Raw genomic sequence first — 24,829 nt, 5'->3', positions numbered from 1 at the left:
AACTATTTGGCCGTTACAGGTAAAATTCCTGTAGCGGCCCAATTCGTTACAGCCGTTTCCGTGGCATCAACGCGGGCTTGGATTTTCGTAATCAGTACGCCACCAGACCTTACGCCAACCCACTCTAACGCCCTAGTACGCGCAGGAAATCCGTCCCCCAATAAAGCGCGGTTCTCCGGGGATGTAGAAGTAGGTTGTGGTGGCCTGTCCGCCGCTTTCCGCAAACCGGCGGTTGAGGATATTGCGGGCATAAACCGTGGCTTCCCACCGCCCGGATGCGGAGCGGAAGGACACATGCGCCCCCAGCAGGAAATACGGCGGCAGGCGGTAAAAGCCGGTGCCGCCCGGTGTGATGGCCTGACTGCCGCGATACTGCCAGTCCGGCCCGAACTCCAGCGTATAAGCGCGCGCCAGCGGCTGCCGCCACTCTGCCGAGCCATTCAGCGTCAGCTTGGGCTGGCCGTTATCCACCCCGCTAAAATTATCGTTAATGGCTTTCCACACACCATGCTGCGCGTAATAGGCGTTGGTCTTGGCGCGGTTTACCGTCGGGAAATCCTGAAAATTCCCCCGCTGCCAGCCAAGATTTTGCGTGAGATGCAAATGGCTGAACGGATGCGCCTCAATGGTGCCCTCAAACCCCCAGCTTTCGGACTTTGGCGCGTTGGTAATTTCGCTCAGCGGTCCGTAATTGGGGATCAGCACCGTGCCCAGAATCTGCTGATTGTGAAAATCGTTGTAAAACGCAGCACCATTGATGCGCAGCTTGTCCGGAATAGGGTCGGATTTGAAGCCCACTTCATACGTCAGCACCGTTTCCGGCTTAAACGGGTCAAGCTGTGCCTGAATCTGGGTATTGTTGGCGGTAAAGCCGCCGGGTTTGAAGCCCTTGCTCATTTTATAATAGACGAGCGCATGCTGGAGCATCTGCCAGGAGACGCCAACCTGCCCGGCAAACTGGTCAGACGTGGTGCTCTCACCGTGAAAGTTCGTGGTTGCACCACCAAAAATCTGAGATTTCAGTCCCGTGATAGAGCGTTCATCCCGCTCATGAAGCAGACCGCCCCAGATCATCACGCCATGCGGCAGGCGATAGCTCACATGCCCGAATTCTGAGAGACTTTCCTGATTCAGACCAAAATTGGTCGCCATCATATAGCCGCGTGCAGGCGTGTAGTCTGTATAATCAAAGAAGAACCGCTGGTTCATCCGCGTGCGCTGATAATGCGCGCCCACCACCCATTGCAGCTTGTCCTGCGTGTTGGAGGAATGGAGCCGGAGTTCCTGCGTGAATGTATTGGCATCAATCGTGCGATACGTATCTGCCTGCGAGAGTGCGGTGCCGTCCTGATCAGTATATTCGCCCTGCCGTTCCGTCTCGAACGCGCTGATGGCGCTGAGGGTCAATGGTCCGAAATCATGGTCGATATGCAGGTCCGCACCCCAGAACTGGTTATGTTCACTCGGCTTGATCCCCGCCTTACGGCCAATCAGTTTTGCAAATTCCGGGCGCGACGACCACTCCGCCTGCTGCCAGGATGCCATATCCGGCAGAGGCTGCGTGCCGATCAGCCGATGCACGGGCACCGCCGTCACAACCTCACTGTTATCCTGCGTAAAATGTCCGCCCAGCAGAATGGTCGTGTGCGCATCCGGCTTCCAGCGCAATTTGCCGCGCAAAGCCCAGAGGTCCGCATCCCCCAGATGGTCGCCATTCAGCGGGTTGGTCTGCCAGCCGCCGCCATGCTGGGTCTGCCCGGCCAGACGGAAGCTCAGCCCACGCGCCAGCGGGCCGGACACATACGCCTCGCTCCGGCTGCGGGCGTAGGAGGCAATGTCCTCCGTCGCGCCAAAATGCCATGTGTCCGTGGGGTCATTGGTGTGCAGATGCACTTCCCCGCCCGTGTCGGACTGCCCGTGTTCCGTGCCCACCGGGCCGGGGGTGACACTCGCCCCGGCGAGGTCAAACATCATGCCGCTGGTCATGGAGGAATAGGGGAAGGCGACATCATCCACATAGGTCAGCACGGGGGCCATGTTGTTCTGCGTGAAGTCATTAAACCCCACCCCGCGCAGATAGAAATTGGTGGAGGCCGTGCCGTTAATGCTCTGAATGGTCAGGTTTGGGGCCACCCGTTCCAGCCCGCGCAGCGTGACCACGCCCCGTTCCGTCAGCCGCTCCGCCGTAATGCGCGTGGTAGCGTCCGGGATATGCTGGGCTTCCTGATACGCAAAATCATGCCGCCGCGCGCTGACATCCACCGCCGTTGTCTGCCGCGCCATCACCGGGCCGGGCTTTGCCGTGCTGGCGTGCCGTACCGGGCCTGCACGATGATGGACCTTCCCATCAGATGCAGCCCCTTCAGCCTGCGCCGCAGCGCACCAGACAGGCATCATCCCCACCATGGTCAGCGCCGTGCTGAGCCTGCTCATCCGTCTGGTTACGCCCGCTTTACGGCGGGAGACAGCTTTTTGACCACGGTAGAAAATAAGACCACTCCTTCATGATCCTGAACCCGGCACGAAAAGACGGAGCCAGCCCTCCGCCCCCTCAGGCCTGTCAGAGAATGCAACGCGGGTGGCCAGCTTTAGTCACCCTGAAAAACAGCCTCCGTATGAAGGCTGCTCCCCCGCTCTTGCAAGCATGGAATGACGTTCAGGCTCTCTTTTCGCGCAACAGTCACATAAAGGCGTCACCTCAGAGCGGAAGCCTTAATAGCCTTTTGCGGGATCATACCGCAGGGGCACATCCTTCCCCTGCTCCAGCGCCTCAATAACAGACGCCACATACGCCGCCCGCGCCGGACGCGAGGAATCCGCTGCCGCGTGCGGGGTGATGATGACACGCGGATGCGTCCACAATGGCGAGGACGCAGGCAGGGGTTCCTTGTCAAACACATCCAGCACGGCCGTATGCAGTGTGCCGTCATTCAAGGCCCGCAGCAGATCGGCTTCCACCACCAGCGGGCCACGCCCCACATTAATCAACCCGGCAGGCTTGCGGAGCTGGGCCAGCACATCATACGTCACCATGCCGGTGGTCTCCGGGGTTTCCGGCAGCAGGCAGACCAGTGTGTCACACGCATGCAGAAAGCCGCTCAGGCCTTTGGTGCCCGCGTAACAGGTCACACCCTCCAGCGTTTTGGCATGCCGCGCCCACCCGGAGACCTGAAAGCCCGCACGCGCCAGCCGCATAGCCACCGGGGCACCGAGGCTGCCAAGGCCCATCACCCCCACCTTCATCTCGGCAGAGGTTCGGGCTGGTCCAGTCTGCCGCGTCCAGACCTTATCCTGCTGGCCCACACGCCAGGTGGCCGCATCCCGCAAAATGGAAAAGACGGCCCACAGCACGTAATCTTCCATCTGCAGGACGGGTTCTTCCCCGCCCATGCGGATCAGCGGCACGTTTTTAGGCCATGTCGGGTCACAGGTAATATGGTCCACACCCACGGCGGCACTCAGAATGGCTTTCAGATTGACCATTTTTGCCAGCCGCCCCGGCTCGGGCTTCCAGACCAGCGCGTAATCCACATGGGCGGGGTCCACCGTCGGGTCATCCCAGTCCCGCACCGCAAGCCGGGGCATGAGGCGGGCGAACAGGGCTTTCCATTCAGGAAGTGCTGCGGGGCCTCCCTGCTTGATGACCAGACACACCATGTTTACCGCTCCCCACTCGTTAACGATTGCCCTCGTCCTGCATACTGCCTCGTACAGGCCAGACACGCCAGACTCAGCACCACTGTTCCCAGAAGATAAAGACCTGGAATCGCTTTATCCTGAAAATAAGTGACCAGAACAGAAAGAATCATGGGGGTAAACCCACCAAAAACTAACTGCCCCAGTGCATAGCTTAACGCAATGGCGGTTGTCCTGTTGCGCGGCAGAAAGATCTCGGCAAACAGAGCCGGTACGGACGCATAATACCCGCAATAGACGGTTGTCACCAGAAATGCCTGCACCAGAACAAGATGCAGGCCGGACGGAAAGGCTACCAGAAAATGGAACAACGGCCACGCCATCACACCGCCTGCAACCGCCATAACGGCCATCATGCCCCGCCGCCCGACTTTATCCCCCAGCAAGGCAAACAGAGGCGGAAGAAGAATGGTCAAAATGCCTGAGACCATTGTTCCCATAAAAGAGACGGAATCCCCCAGATGCAGCTGGGTTTTTGCCAGCGTGGGCATGTAGATATTCAGATAGCTCCCAGTGGCCCCAGCACTCACCAGCCCCATCCCCAGCAACAGGCGCAAAGGCTCATGCCGGATCACTTCCCGCACGGGCTGATGATTCTCCTGCCGTCTAAACTCCGGGGATTCATCACTGATCAACCGGAGCCAGGCCGTAAGCGGTCCCAGCACCATGCCAAGCGCAAACGGCAACCGCCAGGCCCATGCCAGAATTTGTGCCTCGCTAAATGCCTGATGCACCAGCCAGGCCACAGCAGACGCCAGCGTGACAGCCACCCCACCGGCAGACCACTGCAAGCTGGAATACACCCCGCGATATTTTGGGCTGCGCTCCGCCAGCATGGTGGCGGCCCCTCCAAATTCCCCACCAGCGGCAAACCCCTGCAACAGGCGGGAAAACACCACGATTAAGGGGGCAGCCAGCCCGATTGTAGCGTAGCTCGGCACAACGGCCAGAAGGCCGGTCCCGACCGTCATCAGCAAAGACGAGAGCACCAGCCCTTGCCTGCGCCCTTTTCGGTCCGCATAGGAGCCAAGCCATGCCGCGCCAATGGGGCGTGCCACAAACGCCACCCCAAAACTGCCAAGGCTCAGCAGAAGGGAAAACCCGGCCGTTGTTGCCGGGAAAAACAGGTGAGACAGGGTTACGGCAAAAAGGCCGTAAAGAATAAGGTCGTACCATTCCAGAACGCCCCCCAGCGTTGTGGCCAGCACAGAGAGCCAGAGACGGGCATTGGAGGGCGGGTGCGGCATGTTTGTCATTCAGAACCCCGACGTGAAGCTGACAAGGCCGGTAAAATTACCACCGGTAATGTAAGTCGGTGCGCTTCCCTTGATAACAGTATGCCCGTCCGTGGCCAGCGTATTATGGGCATTGGTTGTCAGCCCCCATGCGCCGGACAGATAGTGGTTGTTGCCCAGATTGGTCAGGTTCAGTTGCAACTGCGGGCGTTTGAGGAAGAACACATCGTTAAACCGGTAGCCAATACCCAGATTGGCTGTTTCATAAGAGGGAATTTTCTCATCATTCATGAAGGTCGAATATTCAGACCCCACGTAATTGAAGGCGAAATTCCCGAACACATGCCCATCATCATAAGACAGACCAATGGAGCCGCTGAATTTGGGACTGAGCACAGCGACTTTCCCGGCCGTTGGCAGATAGGTACCGTTGGAAGCGAGGTTATTATCTGTCGTGGCATGCAGATACTGGCCAGAAAAATACGGCGTGAAGTGATGCCAGCGCGGCAGGCTGATTTCCCCGCTAATCCCGCGCGTGGTCTGGCCACCCCCGTTGAGCGACGTGGTGATGGTTGTCCCTTCCACCAGAGAGCTGCTGGTAATCTGCCTGTTGGTAAAATTGTAGTTAAAGAAAGAGAGAGACAGGTTAAAATACTTACCGTAATGCCGATACCCCAGTTCTTCCGCGATGGAGTATTCCGGCTTCATCCCGCCTGTCACATGGCGTGACGTCATCTGACCGGTAGAGGAGCTGAACATGTCCACAGAGGGCGTAATGGCTGCGGCCTCACGGAAGGCCGTGGTCCCGTTGATATAGACCTGATCCCGCGGCGTAATCTGATAGCTGATCGCCACGCGCGGCAGAGGCTGCGCATCGCTAAAGCCGGTTGCGTAAGTGGCACCGGGCATCAGGTTGGTTGCCGTGCGGGTAATCATGGCCTCCTTGAAACCTGCTGAAATTTTCAGGCGGTCATGCAACAGGGAATAGGTGTCCATCAGGCTCAGCGTGTTGGTCTGCTGAATCACATGCGCATCCCACTGCTTAAGTGCTGCACCGGATGCTGTCAGAACAGGGTCCTGCCCCCACCTGCTGGCGTTCCCTGCGGCATCCGGCAGAGAATATGTCGGGTCTTCCGCATAATTGATGTAGGAATACCAGTAGCCAAACTGGAGGTCATTATGGCCTTTTTTCCAGTCCAGAACACTATTGATCCCAAAAGTGGATTCATGGAACGTATCATTGGACTGCGCCACCTGAGAAGACGCCGACCCGTCCGGAAACTGGAGCGGGCTGGCAGACTCTGCCCCCAGAAACGCCGTGTTCTGGTTGAGCGTGCTGCCGCCCTGCACCGTGCCATCTACATCAAAAATGTACGGGGTCACTGAGAGGTTCAACCCTTCCGCCAGCTTGAACTTCATCTGCACGCTGGCGCGCGCATGTTTCCATTCATACTGGTGGAATTTGTAATAATTTGTATTACTGCCGGTAAAATTCTTGCTGTAATTATAGTTTATGCCATAGGCATTCCATTGCGCCATGGTGGGGTAAGTATACAGATTTTCCTGCACGTCATTATAGGACATGAAGGCGGAAATGCTGTTGCCATCGCCCCACTTCTTATTTGCCTTGAAGTCTATGTGCCAGCGGTGCAGCCCACCCGGCCCACGCCAGTTGGACGCCTGCGTATCAGAAAAAGATGCAAAGCTGTGAATACCGGTATGGCCCCACTCCCCGCTATCCAGCCGCAGGAATTCACGCCGCATGTTGTTGCCGCCATAGGTGAGGTCCAGCAAACCGCCAAATTTATGGGACGGATCCCGCAGCTTTTCGCTAATCAACCCACCCACCGCGCTGAAGGTTGGGGCCATCAGATCCGGCGCACCGGGTGTTACCGTTACAGACCCGACATTTTCCGTGTCTGCCCAGCCGGAGGACGTAGGAGAGTAGTAGAGAACGTCCGATGGGTTCATGCCTTCCAGTTCATAACCCAGTTCGTTCTGGTTCATCCCGCGAATGGAGACACTCATACGGTCTGTCGCCCCCGTCGGGTCAGCCGAGGCCACCACAACCCCCGGCACATTCCGCAACAGAGTCAGCGCATTGGTTGCAGGGGCCTGTGCGGCAATATAGTCCCGTGTCACACCACTTTTTGCAAAGGGATCTGTTTGCTTCGGCATCATGCCGCCACCAGCGGAACGGCCTGAAACACCATTGGGCGTCAGGCCGGAACTGACCGTAATTTCTTCAGCTTTTCCCGCCATCAGGGGGCCCGCTTTCCGTGCCGGGCGGACGGACGCAGGACTGGCTGATGCGCGGCCTGTTGCTCTCACGGGCGTCCGCTTGCGCACAGTATCCTTACCGGTTTCCGCCTGTGCGGAGGCCGTATTGCCCGCCGCCAGAACCGCAACACAAAAAAGACTTACAGAATTTGCTGAAAGACGGCGCACATTACGTCTCCTGTCACAGGCCAAGGCGTTGTTTGTCTGGTCTGAGAGTGTGCCACGGTCCGCCCCCGCCGGGTCTTCGGTATACGGGGAACCGGCACCATCACACTGGCAATTCTTCATCCCAAATTTCGGTATACCGAGATTAGTCTTATCCGGCGCACGCCTGTCAATCATGTTTTGAAAACGGAACTATTAATTTCCGGCAACCCAACGCAGAAAAACTGCACATACCCTTATGAGAAAAGGGTTTTATCTTTTATTTTCCAAATAATATAATATTTCCGCTACGGGATTCTCAGCTTTCCCAAAAAGCCCTCACCCCTGAAAATCTCCTAACTTTCTTTATGAGGAAGCACTCCAATCTGATTCTTCCCCCCTCACCCCAGCATCTTCACCGGCCTCCGAAAATCTTTTCTTTCCCGTATCTTTCAGGCCTGAATAACCTCAAAAATTCATTTCCTATTTGTGATTTTATTCTTTTTAAATCATCATATTTTCTAAAATTTAAATCCATTTCCTGTTCATAAAAGAGTCTGCTGTTCTACCCAGACGCATACAATTCAGCATACAAAAACTTCTTCCCAAGACTCACGCCAGCGTTTATCCCTATTTTCAGTATGCCGAAAAAGTTCTGCTCTTAAACGCTTTGCAACGGAGATTCTGGTCATCATGACAAAGCCGTCGTCTGCACCGCTCCATTATGATGTTATTCTGGCTGGTGGTGGCATTATTGGTCTGTGCACTGCGCTGTTTCTGCGCGAAAAAGGCCTCTCTGTTGCTGTTCTGGACAAAGGTCGCCCGGGTTATGAACAGTCCAGCCGCAACTGGGGCTGGGTGCGCACCATCAGTCAGGCCATGGAGGAACTGCCTCTGGCTGTCGCCAGCCGTCCGCTCTGGCAACAATGGGCAAAAGAAGGCGATTTTGGCTATACGCGCTGTGGCCTGCTATCCCTCGCGCAGGATAAAGAAGAGTGGAACACTCTGGAAGGCTGGCTGGCCGCCGCCCGCACGCATGGGTTTGATGCGCGTGAACTGGGCCAGCCGGAAATACACACCCTGCTGCCACAAAGCCGGGGCCAATGGGCCGGCGCACTTTACAGTCCTGGCGATGGGCGGGCGGAGCCTGATCTCGCCATGCGTTTTCTGGTGCGCAAGGCCGAAGCCGCAGGCGTGACGATCCTGCCGGATACGGCTGTCAAAAGCATTGATATTCAGGGCGGCCGCGCCTGTGGGTTTGAAACTGAAACCGGACGCATCAGTGCCTCCGCCGTTGTGGTTGCGGCGGGCATCTGGTCCCGCTGGTTGTGCAAAACGGTCGATATTGTCTTGCCACAACTCAAGGTGATTGCCTCCGTTTTGCGCACGGAGCCTATGGAGGGTGGGCCAGACCCCATTATCGCTTCCTCCCGTTTCTCCGTGCGGAAACGGATGGACGGCGGCTATACTGTTGCCCAGCGCAATTCCTCCATCACATACGTCACGCCAGATTCTTTCCGCTTCATGCGGGAATTCATGCCGAATTTTCTGAAACAGAAAAAACTGCTGAGCGTGCGTGTCGGCTCTTCCTTTGTGGAAGAACTCAAACAGGAACGACAATTCGGAAAAGGCCGCCCCAACCCATTTGAACACTACCGCGCGTGTGACCCGGCCCCGGACCGCAAGACACTGGCCCGCACCATGCAGCGCCTGCGGGAAGACATGCCGGTGTTTGAAAAAACCCGCGTTGCCGCGATGTGGGCGGGCGTGATTGATGTTGTGCCAGACGCCCTGCCCATTCTCTCCCCCGTTGCCCGCTATCCCGGCCTGTTTGTCGCGACAGGCTTTTCCGCGCATGGGTTTGGAGTGGGACCGGCTGCCGGTAAACTCATGGCCAATCTGATTGCCGGGGAGCAGGATACGCTCGGTCGGGAACATTTCACGCTGGAGCGTTTTGGCTGCAATGGAGAAACCTCTGCGGGCCGCTGACCCGTGTTATTTCACCACAGCATGACTTTCAGATAAGAAGCCCTCATACTTGTCCCCCCGGAACCGGCTATGATGGACCAATGACTGACAGTCGCCCCTCCCTGACTGGTGAAGAGCTGTATACCGCCCTCCGCCGCGATATGATTGACAGCCGCGTGCAGGGCGGCACCGTCCTGCAGGAGGAGGAGATTGGCCGCCGCTATGGCGTAAGCCGTACGCCTGTGCGTGAAGCCCTGCAACGCCTGCATCAGGATAAGCTGATTGGGCGGAAGGGGCGGTTTTATGTTGTCGCCTCCCCCTCTCATGACAGCATCCGGCAGATTTACGAATTTCGTGAAGCGATTGAGACGGCCTCCGTCGCCCTGTGCTGCGAACGTGCGGATGAAGCCCTGATTGAAACCATTCAGGCCTGCCTGAATGAACAGGCTGAAGCAGGACACGCCAAACAGTTTTATGAGTTTGAACGGCTGGACACGCAGTTCCATGTGCTGATTGCCCAGGGCGCGCAAAACGAGCTCCTCCGCCGCCAGCTTGAAATCAGTTACGACCAGATCTGGTTTTCCCGCGTCGGTAATCTGGTGTCCCTGCCGGACTACTCGGTGGAAGAAACCCTTGCAGGCCACCAGCGCATTCTGGATGCCATCCGGCGCAGAGATGCCGGTGTCGCGCGGGCAGAAATGTATACCCACCTGCGCAGCGCCATTTTGCTGAGTGCCCGATCCCGCCCGCAAGGCCGCACATCAGCAGCCCCCCGCACACCCCGTAAAAAAAAGCCGGCCCCAACCTCGTAAAAGGTCGGAGCCGGCTTTTCAAACTGCCCGGAAAGGCTGGCAGTCCTTTAAAAGACTGCCAGACCTACCGCGTTATTTTGCGGCGGCGTCATCCAGCGCATACGCGCGGATGTAGTCACCAGAGCGGGTGCCAAGGCCACCATGCCCACCGGCGGCAATCAGCACATACTGCTTGCCATTAACGGAGTAGGACATCGGCGTTGCCTGACCACCAGCGGGCAGACGGTCACGCCAGATCACCTTACCCGTGGCAAGGTCAATCCCGCGCAGATAGTCGTCAGCCGTTGCGCCGATAAAGACCATGCCGCCCTTGGTCACAACGCTACCGCCAATATTATACATGCCCGTGGGCAGCGGCAGGTTGTTGTGGGTGCGGAAAGGCCCGGTATCACGCGTGGTACCAATCGGGTGCTGCCAGATGATTTTCTTCGTCACCAGGTCAATCGCCGTCATGGTGCCCCAGACAGGCCCCTTACAGGGGATCTGCAGCGGGTTCAGCCAGGGGTTGGTGTAGGCCACATACGGGGTGCCGTAATCCGGCGAGATAGCCAGAGCGTTCCCCTTGGGTGTGGGTTCATTGCCGTCGCCATTCCATTTGGGCAGAGCGCCGCTCTGTTCCAGTCCGGTGCGGTGGTCCAGCTTGATGCGGAACGGCAGGTAGCTGGCATTGGCAAGCAGAACCTTACGAACCGGGTCAACCGTTGCACCCTGCCAGTCCACTACGCCGTAGAAGGCCGGATAAACGATGGTGGTTTTCCCAACGTGCGGGGGCGTAAACTGCCCTTCATACGCGGAGGATTTATACTGGATACGGCAGATGAGCTGATCCAGCAGCGTTGCCCCCCACATGTCCGTTTCTTTCAGATCCGGCGGGGTGAGAGAGGGCATGGCAACCGGGTACGGCTGGGTGGGAGACACATGGTCATCCGGTGCAATACCAGCTGTCGGAACCGGCTTTTCTTCAACCGGGTAGCCCGGAACAGGCTGGCCGGTGCGGCGGTCGAGCACGAAGAATTCGCCACGTTTGGTTGCCTGCACCAGTGCGGGAATGTTTTCGCCATTCGGGCCGGGCAGATCAACCAGAGACGGACCAGCCGGAATGTCCATGTCCCACAGATCGTGATGCACGGTCTGGAAGGTCCATTTGCGTTCGCCGGTTTCAATATCCAGAGCAATGGTAGCGCTGGAGGTTGCTTCGTCAAACGGGCGACGTGTGCCACCCCAGTTATCCGGCGGGGAGTTCCCCGTGGGGATGTAGAGCAGGCCGAGTTCCGGATCTGCCGTATACACGCCCCATGCGTTGGGGGTGTCACGCGTCAGCTCGTCATTCGGGCCGGGCTTCCAGTTTTCCGGCGTGTGGCCAGCATCCCAGGCCCATGCCAGTTCACCCGTCATCGGGTCAAACGCACGGACAGCACCAGAGGGTTCAAAGTTGGCCTGGTTATCCATCACCCAGCCACCCAGCACCACGCGGTCTTTCACAACCAGCGGCGGAGAGGTGACGAAGTGGAAGCCAAGCGGCACATTGCCCAGATAGGTGCGCAGGGAAATAGACCCGTGCTCACCAAAGTCATCACACGGCTTGCCGGTTTCTGCATTCACAGCCACCAGACGCACATCGGCCGTGGGGGAGAAAATGCGCTTCGGGCAGGAAGTCTGAGCGCCTTCCGGGGCCTGATAATAGGACACGCCACGGCAGGCCAGATACACGTTTGCCGCCACATCTTTTTTGTCGGGGTGCGGGTCATACGTCCATTTGATCTTACCGGTTGCGGCGTCCATGGCCACAATCCAGCTGTGGGGCGTACACATATACAAGGTGTCATCCACCTTGATGGGGGTCACCTCAAGGTTGAACTCATGCCCCTGATCCGGGCCAGCCACAGCGGCTTCACCCGCGCGGGCGGTGTCACCCGTCTGCGTCTGCCAGGCCAGCTTCAGGTGAGAGACGTTCTGCGGGGTGATCTGGCTCAGCGGAGAATACCGGTCCCCATGCGCCGTGCGACCGTAATAATGCCAGTCAGCATTGGCGATGTTGTTATCGGTCTCGGCAGTCGGGTCACTCGCGGCCATACGCTCGGGGGACAGGGTACCGTTGATGGAATAGGACGTAAAGCAGCTTGCCAGCAGCACGACGCCGGTTACGGCAACGCTGCCCAGAAGGGCTGCTTTATCCGCCATCCAGCCGCGGCCTGTTGCCCATACAGCCGGAACCAGCAGCCACACACCAAACACCAGGAAGGTGATAAGACGGACTTCAAGACCCCAGATGTTCAGGCCCGTTTCGGCCAGCGCCCACACAAGGGTCACCAGCATAAGGGCGGCATAAACAAGCGGTGCCGTCTTTGGCCGCACAAGGCCAAGAACGCCCGTTACAATCAGGACAAGACCGGCAAAAAGGTAGAACAGCGAACCGCCAAGGAACGCGAGCTGCCCGCCTGCGATGACGAGGTATAGCCCCACCAACGCAAGCGCTACACCGGTTATAAGCCCTAATGACCTCGTTAAGGTCGGCTTCATTTTAACCTCACAATTTTTTATGCATTAACGACAGAATTTTACCAAAATCTTTATGATACCCTGTTCCTTTTCCTTCTCTGTCAGCGTCTCACTGTCCCTTGCTACTGATCATTCATTCAGACAAGCTTTAAATAACTTTTGTGTGATTTATAAAATGATCACCTGTTCGTGATACGCTGTCCTTCCTAAACATCTTCATTAGTGGATGCGACGTTCCACTACGCTGGCCATAAGCGCAGGCCGCGCTGTGTAGGATGTGTTTGAAACCGTTGCCAATTAAAAAGTATCAGTCCGTTATGCCCCGCTCCGTATTGTTCGCCCTTTTCAGCCCTCTCTCCCCGCGCAAAATCCTGTGCCCAACGGATATTTTTCCTATTCGTCAGGCTGCGTTCTTTACGATTCTGGCGGGGCTCTCCGGTGTCTCCACCGCGAAGGCGGCGGATATTCCTCTGGCTATTATCGGCCCGCATGAATACGATCTTCCGGTCGATTTCAAGCCTTTTAATGTTCTGGTCCAGTATGGGGACGGCAATGCGGCCGGATCGACCTATAACAGCCAGGGCGCACGCAAGGCGCAGGGCGGCAGCCACACCTGGGCAGGCATGACAAAATACGTGCATTTCAGGAGTTTTGACGCCCTCCCCCATGTCGGCTTTGCGTTTGAAGTCATCCAGACCGAATCCTACACGCTGGCCAACGGCACCAATTATGGCGGGCTTGGCGGCACCATCAGCGGCCCGGCGGTGTGGTTCAAGCCCAATAAACACAGCACCTTCGGGATTCAGACCTTTTTACAAACCCCCAGCGGCACGCGGGACGCCCTTGCCACCCATTACTGGTCCAACCTCTCCAGCTTCATTTTTGACTATGAATGGAAGCATTTCAGCTTTGATGGTGATCTTGGCGCCATCGTCAACATGACAAAACACGTTGATGGGCAACATAGTTACACACCCGGCACAACATTCCACAGCAACCTGCGCTTCAGCTGGAAAGCCCACCGCGTGGTTGAACCCTTCCTGGCGTTTGACTGGCAGAATACTGCGGGCACGCGGGACCGCACCGTGCAGAACTGGATTGATAATTCCAGCAGCCGGGAGGTCGCCATGGGGGTGGGCGCCATGTTCACGCTGACCAAAAACATCAGCCTGACAACGCGTTATTCCCACAGCGTGGAAGGGCGGAATACGCCGGAAACCAACGCCTACTACATGAAATTCGTTTATCTCTGGTGAAAATCTCAGGGAACTACTCAAAATTCCCGTAAGACCCCACCGAGCAAGCTACTGTTTTCAAAAAAGAATTCAGACACAGCTTCTCTCTATCCGGACAAAAAATTCAGCATTGTTGAATTTAAAACCCTCAGTGAAAACTTTTATGTTTCACGAAATCTATCCGTCTCAAGAGACGACTCCGCTCTCCCCATAATCTACCCCCTATCCCTCAGCGCGCTCTAAAGCTCCGTCCGTTTCCTTTTCTGCACGACGCACCTCTCTTCCTCAGCACCTACTTTGCACCGTGTTGTGCACCGCGCCGACCCCGACCGCACGCATCAGGGGCGTTAAGGTTCTGACAGACAGACCGCACCCACCATTCCGTACCTCGGCACAATGGGCGAGCACCCCTTCAGTTGCGCCTCCACCCGGAAGCATGAGGCCATCCGCCCCTCCCTTCCCGCTGGCTGCAACTGCTCAGAAAAAGCCCCTCCGGACCGGCTCTGGCCCCGGAAAGCCAATTCATTCCGCAGGGTAGGCATTTCCGGCATGGCATGCTTTTATCCCCACACCGGAACAGTCTGTTCCACAAAACGACGGGGGAGGAGCTTCAGTTCCCGTCCCCGACCAGAATATAGGAAGATTTCATGACAGTGCGCCGTCATGCCAAATTGTCACGTCGTGTGGCCCTGCTTCTGTCTGCCGGCCTCGGCCTGAGCAGCGTTGCAGGCGTTGCCCGTGCAGACACCACCCCGCAGGCCGCAGCCCCCACGGCTGTGCCTCAGGCCTCCTTTGGCACATGGGGTGTCGATCTTGCCGGGCGTGACACTGCAGAAAAGCCGGGCAACGACTTCTTCAAATACGCCAACGGCACCTATCTGGACCACCTGACCATTCCGTCAGACATGACCAGCTATGGCCCGTTCAACGCGCTGGCTGAACTCTCCCGCACGCGGGTGCAGAGCATCCTGAACGACCTTTCCGCTCACCCGGTCAAGCACCCCAGGAGCATTGAGGAAAAGCTGGGCACCTTCTACGCCTCCTTCATGGATGAAAAATCCATCGAGAAGCAGGGCACGAAGCCCATGAAGGGCGATCTGGACAGCATCCTGAAGATGCGCGACGCCAAAGCGTTTGCAACGCTCTCCGGTTCTGCGTCCACCAACTTCATGACGTCCCCGTTCTCTCTGGGCATCAACCCGGACGCCAAGGACCCGACCCGCTACGCGCTGGATGTGGATCAGGCCGGGCTGGGCCTGCCGGACCGTGACTATTATCTGAAGCCGGAATTCGCCGCCAAGCGCGCCGCCTATCAGACCTACATCACGCAGGCGCTCACGCTGATCAAATGGCCGGAACCGGCAAACGCCGCTGCCGCCATTGTGGCGTTTGAAACCAAACTGGCTGAAGTCCACTGGGCCCGCACCGACCTGCGCGACCCGCAGAAAACCTACAACCCGATGACGGTGGCCGCGCTGGCCAAAGCCGCTCCGGGCTTTGACTGGGTTGCCTGGCTGACCGCTGCCGGCCTGCCGGCAGACGGGCTTGAAAACCGCACCGTGATTGTGGGTGAACCCACGGCCATTACGGGTGAAGCCGCCATTCTCGCTACCGCAGATATCGGTCTGCTTCAGGCATGGCAGGCGTTCCATACGGTAGAAAACGCCACCACCTACCTGCCGGACGCCTTTGTGCAGGCCCGCTTTACGTTCAATAAAGCCCTGTCCGGCCAGCCGGCTCTGCCCGTGCGCTGGAAGCGTGGCGTGCAGGCTACCAGTGCCGCCATGGGGATGGCTCTGGGCAAGGTCTATGTGGAGCGCTACTTCCCCGCAGAAAACCGCACCGCCATGCAGAAGCTGACGGGTGACCTGAAGGACGCCTTCCGCATCCGCCTCCAGCACAACACATGGATGAGCAAGGAAACGCGGGAAGCCGCTCTGCGCAAGCTGGAAAACTTTGAAGTTCAGGTCGGCTACCCCAACGAATGGCGGGACTACTCCAGCCTGAACGTCACCAAGGGTGATGTCTACGGCAACGCCAAAAACGGCATTGCGTTTGAGTGGGATTACTGGCTGGCCCGTCTGGACAAGCCGGTGGACCGGAACGAATGGGACATGACGCCCCAGACGGTGAACGCCTACAACAACCCGCTGTTTGATCAGGTTGTGTTCCCGGCCGCCATCCTGCAGCCGCCGTTCTTCAACCCGCAGGCCGACGCCGCCGTGAACTACGGGGCCATTGGCGGGGTGATTGGTCATGAAATGACCCACTCCTTCGATGATGAAGGCCGTCAGTTTGACGAACATGGCCGCCTGCGTGACTGGTGGACCAAGGCCGACGCCGCCCGCTTCCAGAAGCTGGCTGATCGCCTCGGTGCGCAGTACGATGCGTTTGAAGTGCTGCCGGGCGTGCACGTCAACGGTAAGCTGACCATGGGTGAAAACATTGCTGACCTTGGTGGCCTGACGCTGGCTCTGGATGCGTATCATGCCTCTCTGGGCGGTCAGCCTGCTCCGGTTATTGATGGCCTGACGGGTGACCAGCGCGTGTTCCTCGGCTGGGCACAGGTCTGGCGCGAGAAGCTGCGGGATGACACGGTCAAAAACCTGATCGTGACTGACCCGCACTCCCCGCCGGAAGCGCGTGTGAACATCCCGATGCACAACATTGATGCCTGGTACAAGGCATGGGATGTCAAACCGGGTCAGGCCCTGTATCTGACGCCGAAGCAGCGCGTGAAAATCTGGTAATAAACCAGCTTTTAAGCACGAGCAGAAAGGGGGCGGCACCTTACGGGGAGCCGCCCTTTTTTTGGGCTCAGGCCGCCTGCATCCGCCGCTCCGGGCATGCCGGACCGGGGGCGTAACCTTGTTTCTGCGCCCCCGGTCCGCTAACCATGGAGAAAGAACGGTCACGCAACAGAGCTGCTGGAGCGGGGCCGGGGACCGACTGAGGTCATCCCCCGTCCACGAAAAAGAGCCGCCGATGCCTGACATGCCGAACCGCCTTTATCCCGCAGCGCCGCAGACCGAGCAGCCACCGCATACCCATGCCGCTCCGGCCAGCCCTGCCCAGACCCACCCCGCACAACAGAGTGCCGAGCCCCCAGAACCAGCCACGGCCCTATGCCCTCCAACCCGCCGCCATGTGGTGCAGGGTCTGGGCACCGGAGCCGCCGCGCTGGCATTAGGGACCGTGGCAGCTCCTTCTGCCGCGCAGGCCGCAGCGGACCACGCTGCACCGGGAACCGCCCCGTCCACACATCCAGCTCCGCCCATCCAGCCCAACACCCCACGCTTTTTCAGCCCGGCGGAATTTGCCTTGCTGAGTGCTGCCTGTGAGCGGATTTTCCCGGCGGATGCGCAGGGACCGGGGGCTATCGCGCTTGGCGTGCCGCACTTTATTGATGGGCAGATGGACACTCCGTGGGGCCGTGGCGAGCTGTGGTACATGCAAGGCCCGCACCGCCCGGATGCCCCGGCCAATCTGGGCTATCAGCTCCCCTACAGCCCGCAGCAGATTTACAAGGTGGGTCTGGCTGGCGTGATGGCCTGGGTGCAGCAGACGCACCAGGCGGCGTTTGAAACCCTCGCGCCAGAGGTGCAGGACAGCATTCTGACCGCGCTGGAACAGAACGCCACGCAGTTTGACGCGCTCCCCGCTGCCACCTTTTTTGAACAACTGCGGTCCGACACGATCGAGGGAGCCTTTGCCGACCCGCTCCACGGCGGCAACCGCCACATGGCGGGCTGGCTGATGATGGGCTTCCCCGGTGCGCGGGGTGATTACATGGACTGGGTGGACCGGTATGACACCCCCTACCCCTACGGCCCCGTTTCCATTGCCGGGGAGAGTGCTGAGCATGGCTGAAAAAACGCTTCCCCCCGTGGATGTCGTGGTGGTTGGCAGCGGCTGGGCTGGCAGCATCATGGCCAAGGAGATGTGCGAGGCTGGCCTTTCCGTCGTCATGCTGGAACGCGGCAAACGCCGCTCCACCGCGCGGGATGGAGCCTATCCGTCCTCACTGGATGAGCTGGAAGGGGCGGTCCGTTACAAGCTGTTCCAGAACCCGGCGCAAACGACTGTGACAGTCCGCAACCGCTCGGATCAGGAAGCTGTGCCGTATCGTCGGCTGGCAGCGTTCCTGCCGGGTGCCGGTGTAGGTGGTGCGGGCCTGCACTGGACGGGCGTGCATTTCCGCGCGCCGCCGCAGGACCTCCGCCTGCGCAGCCACATAATTGAACGCTATGGCCGCAAGTTTATCCCCGAAGGCATGAACCTTCAGGATTACGGCGTGACCTATACGGAACTGGAACCGTTTTTTGATAAAGCGGAAAAAGTCTTCGGCACGTCGGGTGAAGCGTATACGGTCAATGGCAAAGCGACTGGCAAGGGCAACATCTTCGCACCTGACCGCTCGGATGACTTCCCGCTTCCGCCGCTGAAAGACGTTTATACCGCGCACCTGTTCCGCCATGCGGCGACGGAAGCCGGGTATCACCCCTACGCCATGCCCGCCGCCAATGCGTCCCAGCCCTATACAAACCCGTATGGCGCGCAGATGGGGCCGTGTAACTTTTGTGGCTATTGCAGCGATTATGCCTGTTACATGTATGCCAAGGCCTCACCCAACGTGAACATCATGCCCGCCCTCCGGCGGCATGAAAACTTCACGCTCCGCAGCAACGCGCATGTCTTGAAAGTGCTGCTGGACTCCACAGGCAAGAAAGCCACAGGTGTTGTCTATCAGGATGCCGAGGGCAACCACATTACCCAGCCTGCCGGGCTGGTTATTCTGGCGGCCTTCCAGTTCCATAACGTCCACCTCATGCTGCTCTCCGGTATTGGCAAAGCGTATGATCCTGCCAGCAACACGGGCACGGTGGGGCGCAACTTTACCTATCAGAACATCACCAACAGTACGGTCTGGATGCCGCCTACCCGCAGCACGGACCAGTTTATCGGCTCCGCTGGCGGTGTTGCGATAGATGATTTCAACAGCGACAATTTTGACCACGGGCCGCTTGGCTTTATTGGTGGCTCGCCCTTGTGGGTCAATCAGGCCGGGGTGAAACCCATTGCCGGGGCCAAAGCCTCCACACCGGGCGCGCCGCGCTGGGGCAGTGCGTGGAAAAAGGCGGCGATTGATACGTATCGCCACTCCTTCACCATCAATGCGCAAGGCTCCAACATGGCCTACCGCGATGTGTATCTGGACCTCGACCCCACATGGCGCACCAGCTACGGCCAGCCCATGCTGCGCATGACGTTTGACTGGAAAGATAATGACATCCGCATGAACCGCTACGTCATCAGCCAGCTTGCCAACGTGGTCAAAGCCCTTGACGCGCAGGATGCCCATTACGGCATGCGGGAGCCGGGCAAACCGTTTGACGTGCGGGACTATCAGACCACACATCTGTGCGGCGGTGCCGTGATGGGCGATGACCCGAAAACCTCAGCCCTCAACCGCTATTTGCAAAGCTGGGACGTGCCGAACGTGTTCGTCGTGGGGGCCAACGCCTTCCCGCAGGGCATGGGCTACAACCCTACGGGGCTGGTCGCCGCCCTCGCCTACTGGTCCGCCCACCATATCCGCACCCAATGGCTAAAGGGCAATGGCGGCCCACTGGTGGCGCTATGAACCATTCTTCCAAAAGTCCGGCCAGAGCCCCATCTCTTCCGCGCGCTTCCAAAAACGTAAATATGAGTAAGGGATTTTCTACACCTCTCCTGTGCGGTCTGGCTCTTATCGCAGGCCTTGGTGCTCCCGCCTTCGCAGCAGACACATCCGCTGCACAGCCGGACACATCCCCGCACACTGCACCCAGTGCGCCCAACACGGACAGCGGGCAAACTGCGTCCCAGAACCTGATCGCCAAAGGCCGCTACGTCGCCGCAGCAGCGGACTGCGCGGCCTGCCATACCGTGCCCGGCTCCGCTTCTTTTGCCGGGGGGTATGCGTTCCAGTTGCCTATTGGCACGCTGTATTCCTCCAACATTACACCGGATAAAACCAACGGCATTGGCAACTGGACGGAAGCGCAGTTTGTCCGCGCCATTCGGGAAGGCGTGCGGCCTGACGGGGCAGCGCTGTACCCGGCCATGCCCTTCCCCTCCTACGCCCGCATGACGGACGAGGATCTGCACGCGCTGTATGCCTACTTCATGCATGGCGTGCAGCCGGTGGCGCAGGCCGTGCGGCCTAATGGCATCCCGTGGCCGCTTTCCATGCGCTTTCCGCTGACTGTCTGGCGGTGGGTGTTTGCGCCCTCACCTGATGCAGCGCGACAATCAGCCGAACGCAGCTTCCCCACACCGGAACTGGCGCGGGGCGCGTATCTGGTGGAAGGCCCCGGTCATTGTGGCGCGTGCCACACCAAACGCGGGCTCGCCATGCAGGAAACCGCGCTGACGGCGCAGGATGGCCCGCAGTATCTGGCAGGCGGTGCGGCGGTAGATGGCTGGACCCCGCCCTCTCTGCGCGGAGACCCCCGCACGGGTCTGGGCGCATGGAGCGTGGCGGATCTGACCGCCTTCCTGCGCACGGGCCGGAACATGCGGGGCAGCGCCTTTGGCAACATGGACACGGCGGTGCATCACGGCACGCAATATCTGACGGATGATGATCTGACAGCCATGGCCCGCTACCTTAAGGCCCTGCCCGCTGCCAATGGCGCAGAGCAAAGCTGGCAGACAGACCCGGCCGCCACGCGCGCCCTCCGCACAGGCGGCAAGCTGACAAAGGGGCAGCGGCTCTATCTGGATAACTGCGCGGCATGCCACCGCAGCACCGGCGCAGGCTACGCCCCGGCCTTCCCCCCGCTGGCGGGCAACCCGGTGGTGATGAATGCCGCGCCGGACTCCCTTATTCATATCGTTCTGACGGGTGCCACCCTGCATGGCACGCAGGCAGCACCCTCCGCCTTTACCATGCCGGGCTTTGGCAAGCGGCTGAGTGATGCACAGGTGGCGGCTGTCGTCACCTTTATCCGCCACGCATGGGGGAATGATGCCTCTGCCGTCAGCGATGTGGATGTGGCCCACCTGCGCAAGCGGCTGACGCCCTCCACCATGCAGAGCGCGCCGCCCACCCCGATTGACCCGGCCCCGGCGCAGCCCGGCTCCGCCCCCAGGGCACCGGAACAGGATGTCTCGCAGGACACATCAAAACCCGCAACAGGCCCGGTTCCCACAGGCCACCTGCCGCCAGAAGATGCATTACACAGCGCCCCGCAGCCTGCTATGAAGGCAAATTAGGATTCAGGGTGGCAACAATGCAGAAGCAATGGCAAAATAGCCGCTTCAACCGGTCAGCCACTGGCACGGTTTTTGCGGAGGAGAGATCCGGCACTTCATGACGGCGAAGCTCAGCCCTTCTTCGCGCAGGCGGGACGGGCAGGAACCACGACTGGTTCCCCCTTCCGCATCCGGCACCGCACGCGCTGCCACGCCGCCACCTGCCCCGCAGGATGGTGAACGGGACCGGCTGACCGCCTCCCCCACGCCCGTCGCCCGCCCGGCTTCGGGCTATCGCCGCGTAAAAGGCACCTCCACGCCAATTATCCGCCGGGAAGTTTACGCTGAGCCCACCATAGGCCCGGTGCTGACGGCCTCTGCCCTTGCCCATTTCCTGCTGCTGGGGGCCCTGCTGTGGCAGGCCGCGCACCACCAGCCGCATGGCACACCGGATGGCCAGCAGCCCTCGCCAGTGGAAATGGTCTTCGCGCAGCCGCAATCCACCAGCGGCATGGTCGGCCCGCATTCTGATGAGGCCGGTGGCGGCAACTCCGGCAAGGCCCCCAGCAAAGCCGGACAGGCTGAACCGACCCCGGCGGAAGGGCCGCCCTCCCCCACCGTGCCATCGGAAGAAACGCCCGCCACCCCGCCGCTGCCGGAAGCGGATGACGGGCTGACCAAATCCGTGCCGCAGCCGCCCAAACCGGTTAAAGCCGCACACCCGCCCTCCGGCCACAAGCCGCAGGCGCATGCGGTGCCGCGCCCCACGACGCACGCCCGCCCATCCCAGACGCCCAGCCGCCACGCGGCCTCCCCGTTTGATAACCCGATGGACCTCTCCTTCAACGAAGCTCCTGCCCCGCGCCGTTCCCGCCACGGCAGACCGGGTGGCTCTGGCGGCCCGATTGACCTTTCCGTTGGCCCTGTGGTGGAGAACGGCCAGATTAACGCGCACTACACCTCCCGCACCTCTGTGCGCGGTGTGAGCGATGATTATGGTGAGCAGATTAACGAGTGGATTCAGCGCCACATGTACTACCCGGAAGAGGCCGCCCGAAACGGGGAAGAAGGCAGCTCCTCCGTGCATGTGGTTCTGGACCGCACGGGCCGCGTGAAGTCCGTCTACCAGACAGGCTCAGCCGGCTCCTACTATCTGGACGCAGCGACCTCCGGCATGTTCCGCGGCTCCCAGCTCCCACCCGTCCCCCCGGATATGAAGGGCAACCACTTTGATATTGATCTGACGATTAATTATATTTTGATTCGGCATTGAGGGGACGTTCTGGGAAGCGGTATCTCGAAAATCGGTTTTTCAGAGATGCCAATACCCGGAAGTATAGTGGACATCTAATGCCATTATAGCCCATAAAAACGCAACTGCTTATCATAAAATAATACTCCCAAAAAACCATTCTAAAGATACAATGGATTTGAATTCTATGGCGATTATAAAAGGTGATAATGATTACGCAGACGTAGATTTTCTCTTTCTTAAAAGACATTTGCAACTTCTCGACCTTGAACTCGCACCTCTTAATGCAAGAATCTCCATAACTCGCGATCCTGAATCCGCAGGTCTGTGCGATCAAGCTGAATATTTTATTGGTCAAGGCTTTGTAGCTATCCAGCGCTACTTAATAACAACCAAATCAGTTCTTGGCGTCAACACTGCGGATGCTTTTAATACCCCACCGCAATTAACATCCAAAGTATCATTCGCCACAGCTATTAATGCAGGAGCAAACTATTGGAAACATGTTGAAGAATGGATCGAAATCATCAATAAAACCAGTCACCACAATTTAACAGGACAAGCCAGAAAAACGCTGTTGCAAATTGAAGAAATTACTCCTTGGGCGGAGTACACCTGCTCCAATTTGTTAGCCATCCTATTAAAAGGACAATCTTTGAATCTATCACTTCTTCTTCCAGAAATTGAAGAATGGCGAAACAACCTTTTCGCCTATTTGTAAACACAATATCCTTTTCGGCTATCAAACTACATGATAGCGATTATATCCATGCAAGATTTAATTGAGCACCCCGAACGTTATCTCACGACAGTAGAAGAATTGCTCACAGCTGAGCGAATGGAGCAAGCTGCTTCTCTACTACGCTCCGCTACACCTCGCATTGAACGAACGGGTTTCGACAACTGGAATGGGGGAACAGAGCAATGGACAATTTATCTTGCAATCGATACTGCTGACTATGCACTTATTAGCACCACCAAAAGTGATATTGAAGAGCAAATCAACCAGCGCTTGAAGGCAGTCTTAGAACCCTATACCGAAAATTGGTATAGCGTTAAAATCATCCCACGCCTTGCTAACCCCGGTGCAGCTGCGCGACCGAATACGAGAATCCGACGACAAACTCGATTAAATATCATTGATGGTCTACAAATTGACCAAGTGGCATGGCATGGCAATCTAAATGAAATCGATTTTCTTACACGTATTTATAATCTCCAGTCCCTCCCCTCACGTGACTCTCGATACAAAGATGCTGAAGCAGACATCTACCAGCATCGCATCAATAATCTAGATTGGGATGACAACTGGATTTACGATGATTCTCGGTTCGAGCTTAAAAATGGTGCCGATGCTGTATTTCTACGCTTTCTCTGTGAAACCGTTCACCCAATGGTTCGGCCTAATAAAGACGAAGCAATAGAGTTAATTACTCAATATAATGACCAACTCCGCCAAGATGGTTGGGCATTGATGGAAGAAGAGAAGATAGCTGGTCGGCCTCGTTTTGTTGCACGACAAATTGGACTTGCTAGTGAATTCATAACCTCACGTGCTCGCAATGCCGCTTATGCATTAGATGCAAGATGGATGCAGCAAGAAATTCAACGCCTTGAAATGGCGATCGACAGTGATCCTGCCCTTGCAATAGGGACAGCAAAAGATTTAGTTGAAACTTGCTGTAAAACAATCCTAACGCAACAGAGAATTGCTTTCACAAAAACCGCAACTTTACCTGAGTTAACTAAGCTTTTGACTGCGGAGTTATGCCTCGTTCCTGAGGGAATTCCCGAAGAAGCTAAAGGCTCCAAAACCATTCGTCTTTTATTGCGTAATTTGACCACCATTACACAATATCTCTCAGAACTTCGAAGTTTATACGGTTCCGGCCATGGCCGCGATGGCAAACACCGCGGCCTAGAGCCACGCCATGCTCGCCTCGCCGTCGGCGCAGCGGTCGTGTTCATTGATTTCATGTCTGAAACTTATCATCAACGCATTTTACCTCAGACACTTTCGCAACCGACCGCACCGACTAAGAGCAAAAGTAAATAGAAATATCAGTGCATAAGCTGATATTGCATGAAATCAGTAACCGTTCCCGCCTCCCATGCCACCGTTCTGCATGGCCGGGCCGCCCATGCCGGGGCCGCCGCCCTGCATGTTGCCGGAGCTGTTGCCGTTGCGCCAGCCGCCATTGCCGCCCTGCTGGCCACCACCACCGGGGCCGCCATGATGGCCAGAGCCGCCGGGGCCACCCATGCCACCGGGCGGCGGCGGTTCACATGCAGCCAGAGCGCAGGTTGCCAGTAGGGCCGTCATCGCCAGAATGGGGCGTTTCATGGGGTCTCTCCTTTGTGCATCACAAGTCTGTCACCCCCTTCAACCTCACAAAGCCGCACGGGTTCCCCTTAATTTTGCGGATGCCTCAAAAATCCAGAACCCGAGACAATGATCTTCCATTTCGA

Annotated in this window: 16 protein-coding genes; 10 read left to right on the top strand and 6 right to left on the bottom strand. The window is 58.0% G+C overall.

The features are described from left to right. Window positions 1-132: 132 nt before the first annotated feature. The 4 genes from ACHQGU_RS03745 to ACHQGU_RS03730 form a co-directional block, all read right to left on the bottom strand. Window positions 133-2,433 carry a TonB-dependent receptor gene (locus ACHQGU_RS03745; RefSeq protein WP_395495930.1) on the bottom strand — a complete coding sequence of 767 codons (2,301 nt, stop codon included), beginning with the start codon at window positions 2,431-2,433 and terminating at the stop codon, window positions 133-135. A gap of 279 nt (window positions 2,434-2,712) precedes the next feature. Next, on the bottom strand, window positions 2,713-3,657 hold the full coding sequence (locus tag ACHQGU_RS03740; RefSeq protein WP_395495929.1) for a 2-hydroxyacid dehydrogenase: 945 nt from the start codon (window positions 3,655-3,657) through the stop codon (window positions 2,713-2,715). Window positions 3,658-3,659: 2 nt separating this feature from the next. Continuing rightward, entirely contained in the window at window positions 3,660-4,943 is a 1,284-nt protein-coding gene (locus ACHQGU_RS03735; protein ID WP_395495928.1) for an MFS transporter, read from the bottom strand. Between the two features lie 9 nt (window positions 4,944-4,952). Beyond that, the gene (locus ACHQGU_RS03730) at window positions 4,953-7,379 is read right to left on the bottom strand and encodes a TonB-dependent receptor (protein WP_395495927.1); all 2,427 of its coding nucleotides are present in this window, start codon (window positions 7,377-7,379) and stop codon (window positions 4,953-4,955) included. Window positions 7,380-8,048: 669 nt separating this feature from the next. Between ACHQGU_RS03730 and ACHQGU_RS03725 the strand changes: the two genes are divergently transcribed. Together ACHQGU_RS03725 and ACHQGU_RS03720 are read left to right on the top strand one after the other, a co-directional pair. Further along, a complete protein-coding gene (locus tag ACHQGU_RS03725; protein ID WP_215754077.1) occupies window positions 8,049-9,344 on the top strand; it encodes an FAD-binding oxidoreductase in 1,296 nt (431 codons plus the stop codon). 80 nt (window positions 9,345-9,424) lie between these two features. Further along, on the top strand, window positions 9,425-10,135 hold the full coding sequence (locus tag ACHQGU_RS03720; protein WP_052403928.1) for a GntR family transcriptional regulator: 711 nt from the start codon (window positions 9,425-9,427) through the stop codon (window positions 10,133-10,135). A gap of 72 nt (window positions 10,136-10,207) precedes the next feature. Here ACHQGU_RS03720 and ACHQGU_RS03715 read toward each other — a convergent pair whose 3' ends face one another. Next, window positions 10,208-12,655: a membrane-bound PQQ-dependent dehydrogenase, glucose/quinate/shikimate family gene (locus ACHQGU_RS03715; protein ID WP_062248189.1), complete on the bottom strand. Its 2,448-nt coding sequence runs from the start codon at window positions 12,653-12,655 to the stop codon at window positions 10,208-10,210. A 296-nt stretch (window positions 12,656-12,951) separates the two neighbouring features. Here ACHQGU_RS03715 and ACHQGU_RS03710 point away from each other — a divergent pair, with 296 nt between their 5' ends. The 8 genes from ACHQGU_RS03710 (at window position 12,952) to ACHQGU_RS03675 (ending at window position 24,416) form a co-directional block, all read left to right on the top strand. Next, window positions 12,952-13,890: a transporter gene (locus ACHQGU_RS03710; RefSeq protein WP_082779707.1), complete on the top strand. Its 939-nt coding sequence runs from the start codon at window positions 12,952-12,954 to the stop codon at window positions 13,888-13,890. Between the two features lie 626 nt (window positions 13,891-14,516). After that, window positions 14,517-16,619, top strand: a complete 2,103-nt coding sequence (locus ACHQGU_RS03705; protein ID WP_395495926.1) for a M13 family metallopeptidase — start codon at window positions 14,517-14,519, stop codon at window positions 16,617-16,619. 235 nt (window positions 16,620-16,854) lie between these two features. Beyond that, a complete protein-coding gene (locus ACHQGU_RS03700; RefSeq protein WP_395495925.1) occupies window positions 16,855-17,739 on the top strand; it encodes a gluconate 2-dehydrogenase subunit 3 family protein in 885 nt (294 codons plus the stop codon). Further along, window positions 17,732-19,513: a GMC family oxidoreductase gene (locus ACHQGU_RS03695; RefSeq protein ID WP_395495924.1), complete on the top strand. Its 1,782-nt coding sequence runs from the start codon at window positions 17,732-17,734 to the stop codon at window positions 19,511-19,513. Before ACHQGU_RS03700 ends, ACHQGU_RS03695 begins: the two co-directional genes overlap by 8 nt. Window positions 19,514-19,575: 62 nt before the next feature. After that, entirely contained in the window at window positions 19,576-21,129 is a 1,554-nt protein-coding gene (locus ACHQGU_RS03690; protein WP_395495923.1) for a c-type cytochrome, read from the top strand. 97 nt (window positions 21,130-21,226) lie between these two features. Further along, window positions 21,227-22,381: an energy transducer TonB gene (locus tag ACHQGU_RS03685; protein WP_062143849.1), complete on the top strand. Its 1,155-nt coding sequence runs from the start codon at window positions 21,227-21,229 to the stop codon at window positions 22,379-22,381. Window positions 22,382-22,547: 166 nt separating this feature from the next. Next, window positions 22,548-23,081, top strand: coding sequence for a hypothetical protein (locus tag ACHQGU_RS03680; RefSeq protein ID WP_395495922.1), 534 nt, complete (start codon window positions 22,548-22,550; stop codon window positions 23,079-23,081). A gap of 48 nt (window positions 23,082-23,129) precedes the next feature. Next, a complete protein-coding gene (locus ACHQGU_RS03675; protein ID WP_395495921.1) occupies window positions 23,130-24,416 on the top strand; it encodes an abortive infection family protein in 1,287 nt (428 codons plus the stop codon). Window positions 24,417-24,449: 33 nt separating this feature from the next. On the opposite strand, the gene ACHQGU_RS03670 is transcribed toward ACHQGU_RS03675, so the two are convergent. Then, window positions 24,450-24,704 (bottom strand): hypothetical protein, encoded by a 255-nt coding sequence (locus ACHQGU_RS03670; RefSeq protein WP_062248222.1) that lies wholly within the window; start codon window positions 24,702-24,704, stop codon window positions 24,450-24,452. Window positions 24,705-24,829 lie beyond the last annotated feature (125 nt).

It is taken from the genome of Acetobacter sp. KSO5 (assembly GCF_044094635.1).
Lineage (GTDB): Bacteria > Pseudomonadota > Alphaproteobacteria > Acetobacterales > Acetobacteraceae > Acetobacter > Acetobacter cerevisiae.
This window is presented reverse-complemented; position numbering and strand designations above follow the sequence as displayed.

Excerpts from the sequence above, each read along its gene's own strand:
- ACHQGU_RS03745 (WP_395495930.1), bottom strand. The coding sequence starts at position 2,433 with ATGAGCAGGCTCAGCACGGCGCTGACCATGGTGGGGATGATGCCTGTC.
- ACHQGU_RS03740 (WP_395495929.1), bottom strand. The coding sequence starts at position 3,657 with ATGGTGTGTCTGGTCATCAAGCAGGGAGGCCCCGCAGCACTTCCTGAA.
- ACHQGU_RS03735 (WP_395495928.1), bottom strand. The coding sequence starts at position 4,943 with ATGCCGCACCCGCCCTCCAATGCCCGTCTCTGGCTCTCTGTGCTGGCC.
- ACHQGU_RS03725 (WP_215754077.1), top strand. The coding sequence starts at position 8,049 with ATGACAAAGCCGTCGTCTGCACCGCTCCATTATGATGTTATTCTGGCT.
- ACHQGU_RS03720 (WP_052403928.1), top strand. The coding sequence starts at position 9,425 with ATGACTGACAGTCGCCCCTCCCTGACTGGTGAAGAGCTGTATACCGCC.
- ACHQGU_RS03715 (WP_062248189.1), bottom strand. The coding sequence starts at position 12,655 with ATGAAGCCGACCTTAACGAGGTCATTAGGGCTTATAACCGGTGTAGCG.
- ACHQGU_RS03710 (WP_082779707.1), top strand. The coding sequence starts at position 12,952 with ATGCCCCGCTCCGTATTGTTCGCCCTTTTCAGCCCTCTCTCCCCGCGC.
- ACHQGU_RS03705 (WP_395495926.1), top strand. The coding sequence starts at position 14,517 with ATGACAGTGCGCCGTCATGCCAAATTGTCACGTCGTGTGGCCCTGCTT.
- ACHQGU_RS03700 (WP_395495925.1), top strand. The coding sequence starts at position 16,855 with ATGCCTGACATGCCGAACCGCCTTTATCCCGCAGCGCCGCAGACCGAG.
- ACHQGU_RS03695 (WP_395495924.1), top strand. The coding sequence starts at position 17,732 with ATGGCTGAAAAAACGCTTCCCCCCGTGGATGTCGTGGTGGTTGGCAGC.
- ACHQGU_RS03690 (WP_395495923.1), top strand. The coding sequence starts at position 19,576 with ATGAGTAAGGGATTTTCTACACCTCTCCTGTGCGGTCTGGCTCTTATC.
- ACHQGU_RS03685 (WP_062143849.1), top strand. The coding sequence starts at position 21,227 with ATGACGGCGAAGCTCAGCCCTTCTTCGCGCAGGCGGGACGGGCAGGAA.
- ACHQGU_RS03680 (WP_395495922.1), top strand. The coding sequence starts at position 22,548 with ATGGCGATTATAAAAGGTGATAATGATTACGCAGACGTAGATTTTCTC.
- ACHQGU_RS03675 (WP_395495921.1), top strand. The coding sequence starts at position 23,130 with ATGCAAGATTTAATTGAGCACCCCGAACGTTATCTCACGACAGTAGAA.
- ACHQGU_RS03670 (WP_062248222.1), bottom strand. The coding sequence starts at position 24,704 with ATGAAACGCCCCATTCTGGCGATGACGGCCCTACTGGCAACCTGCGCT.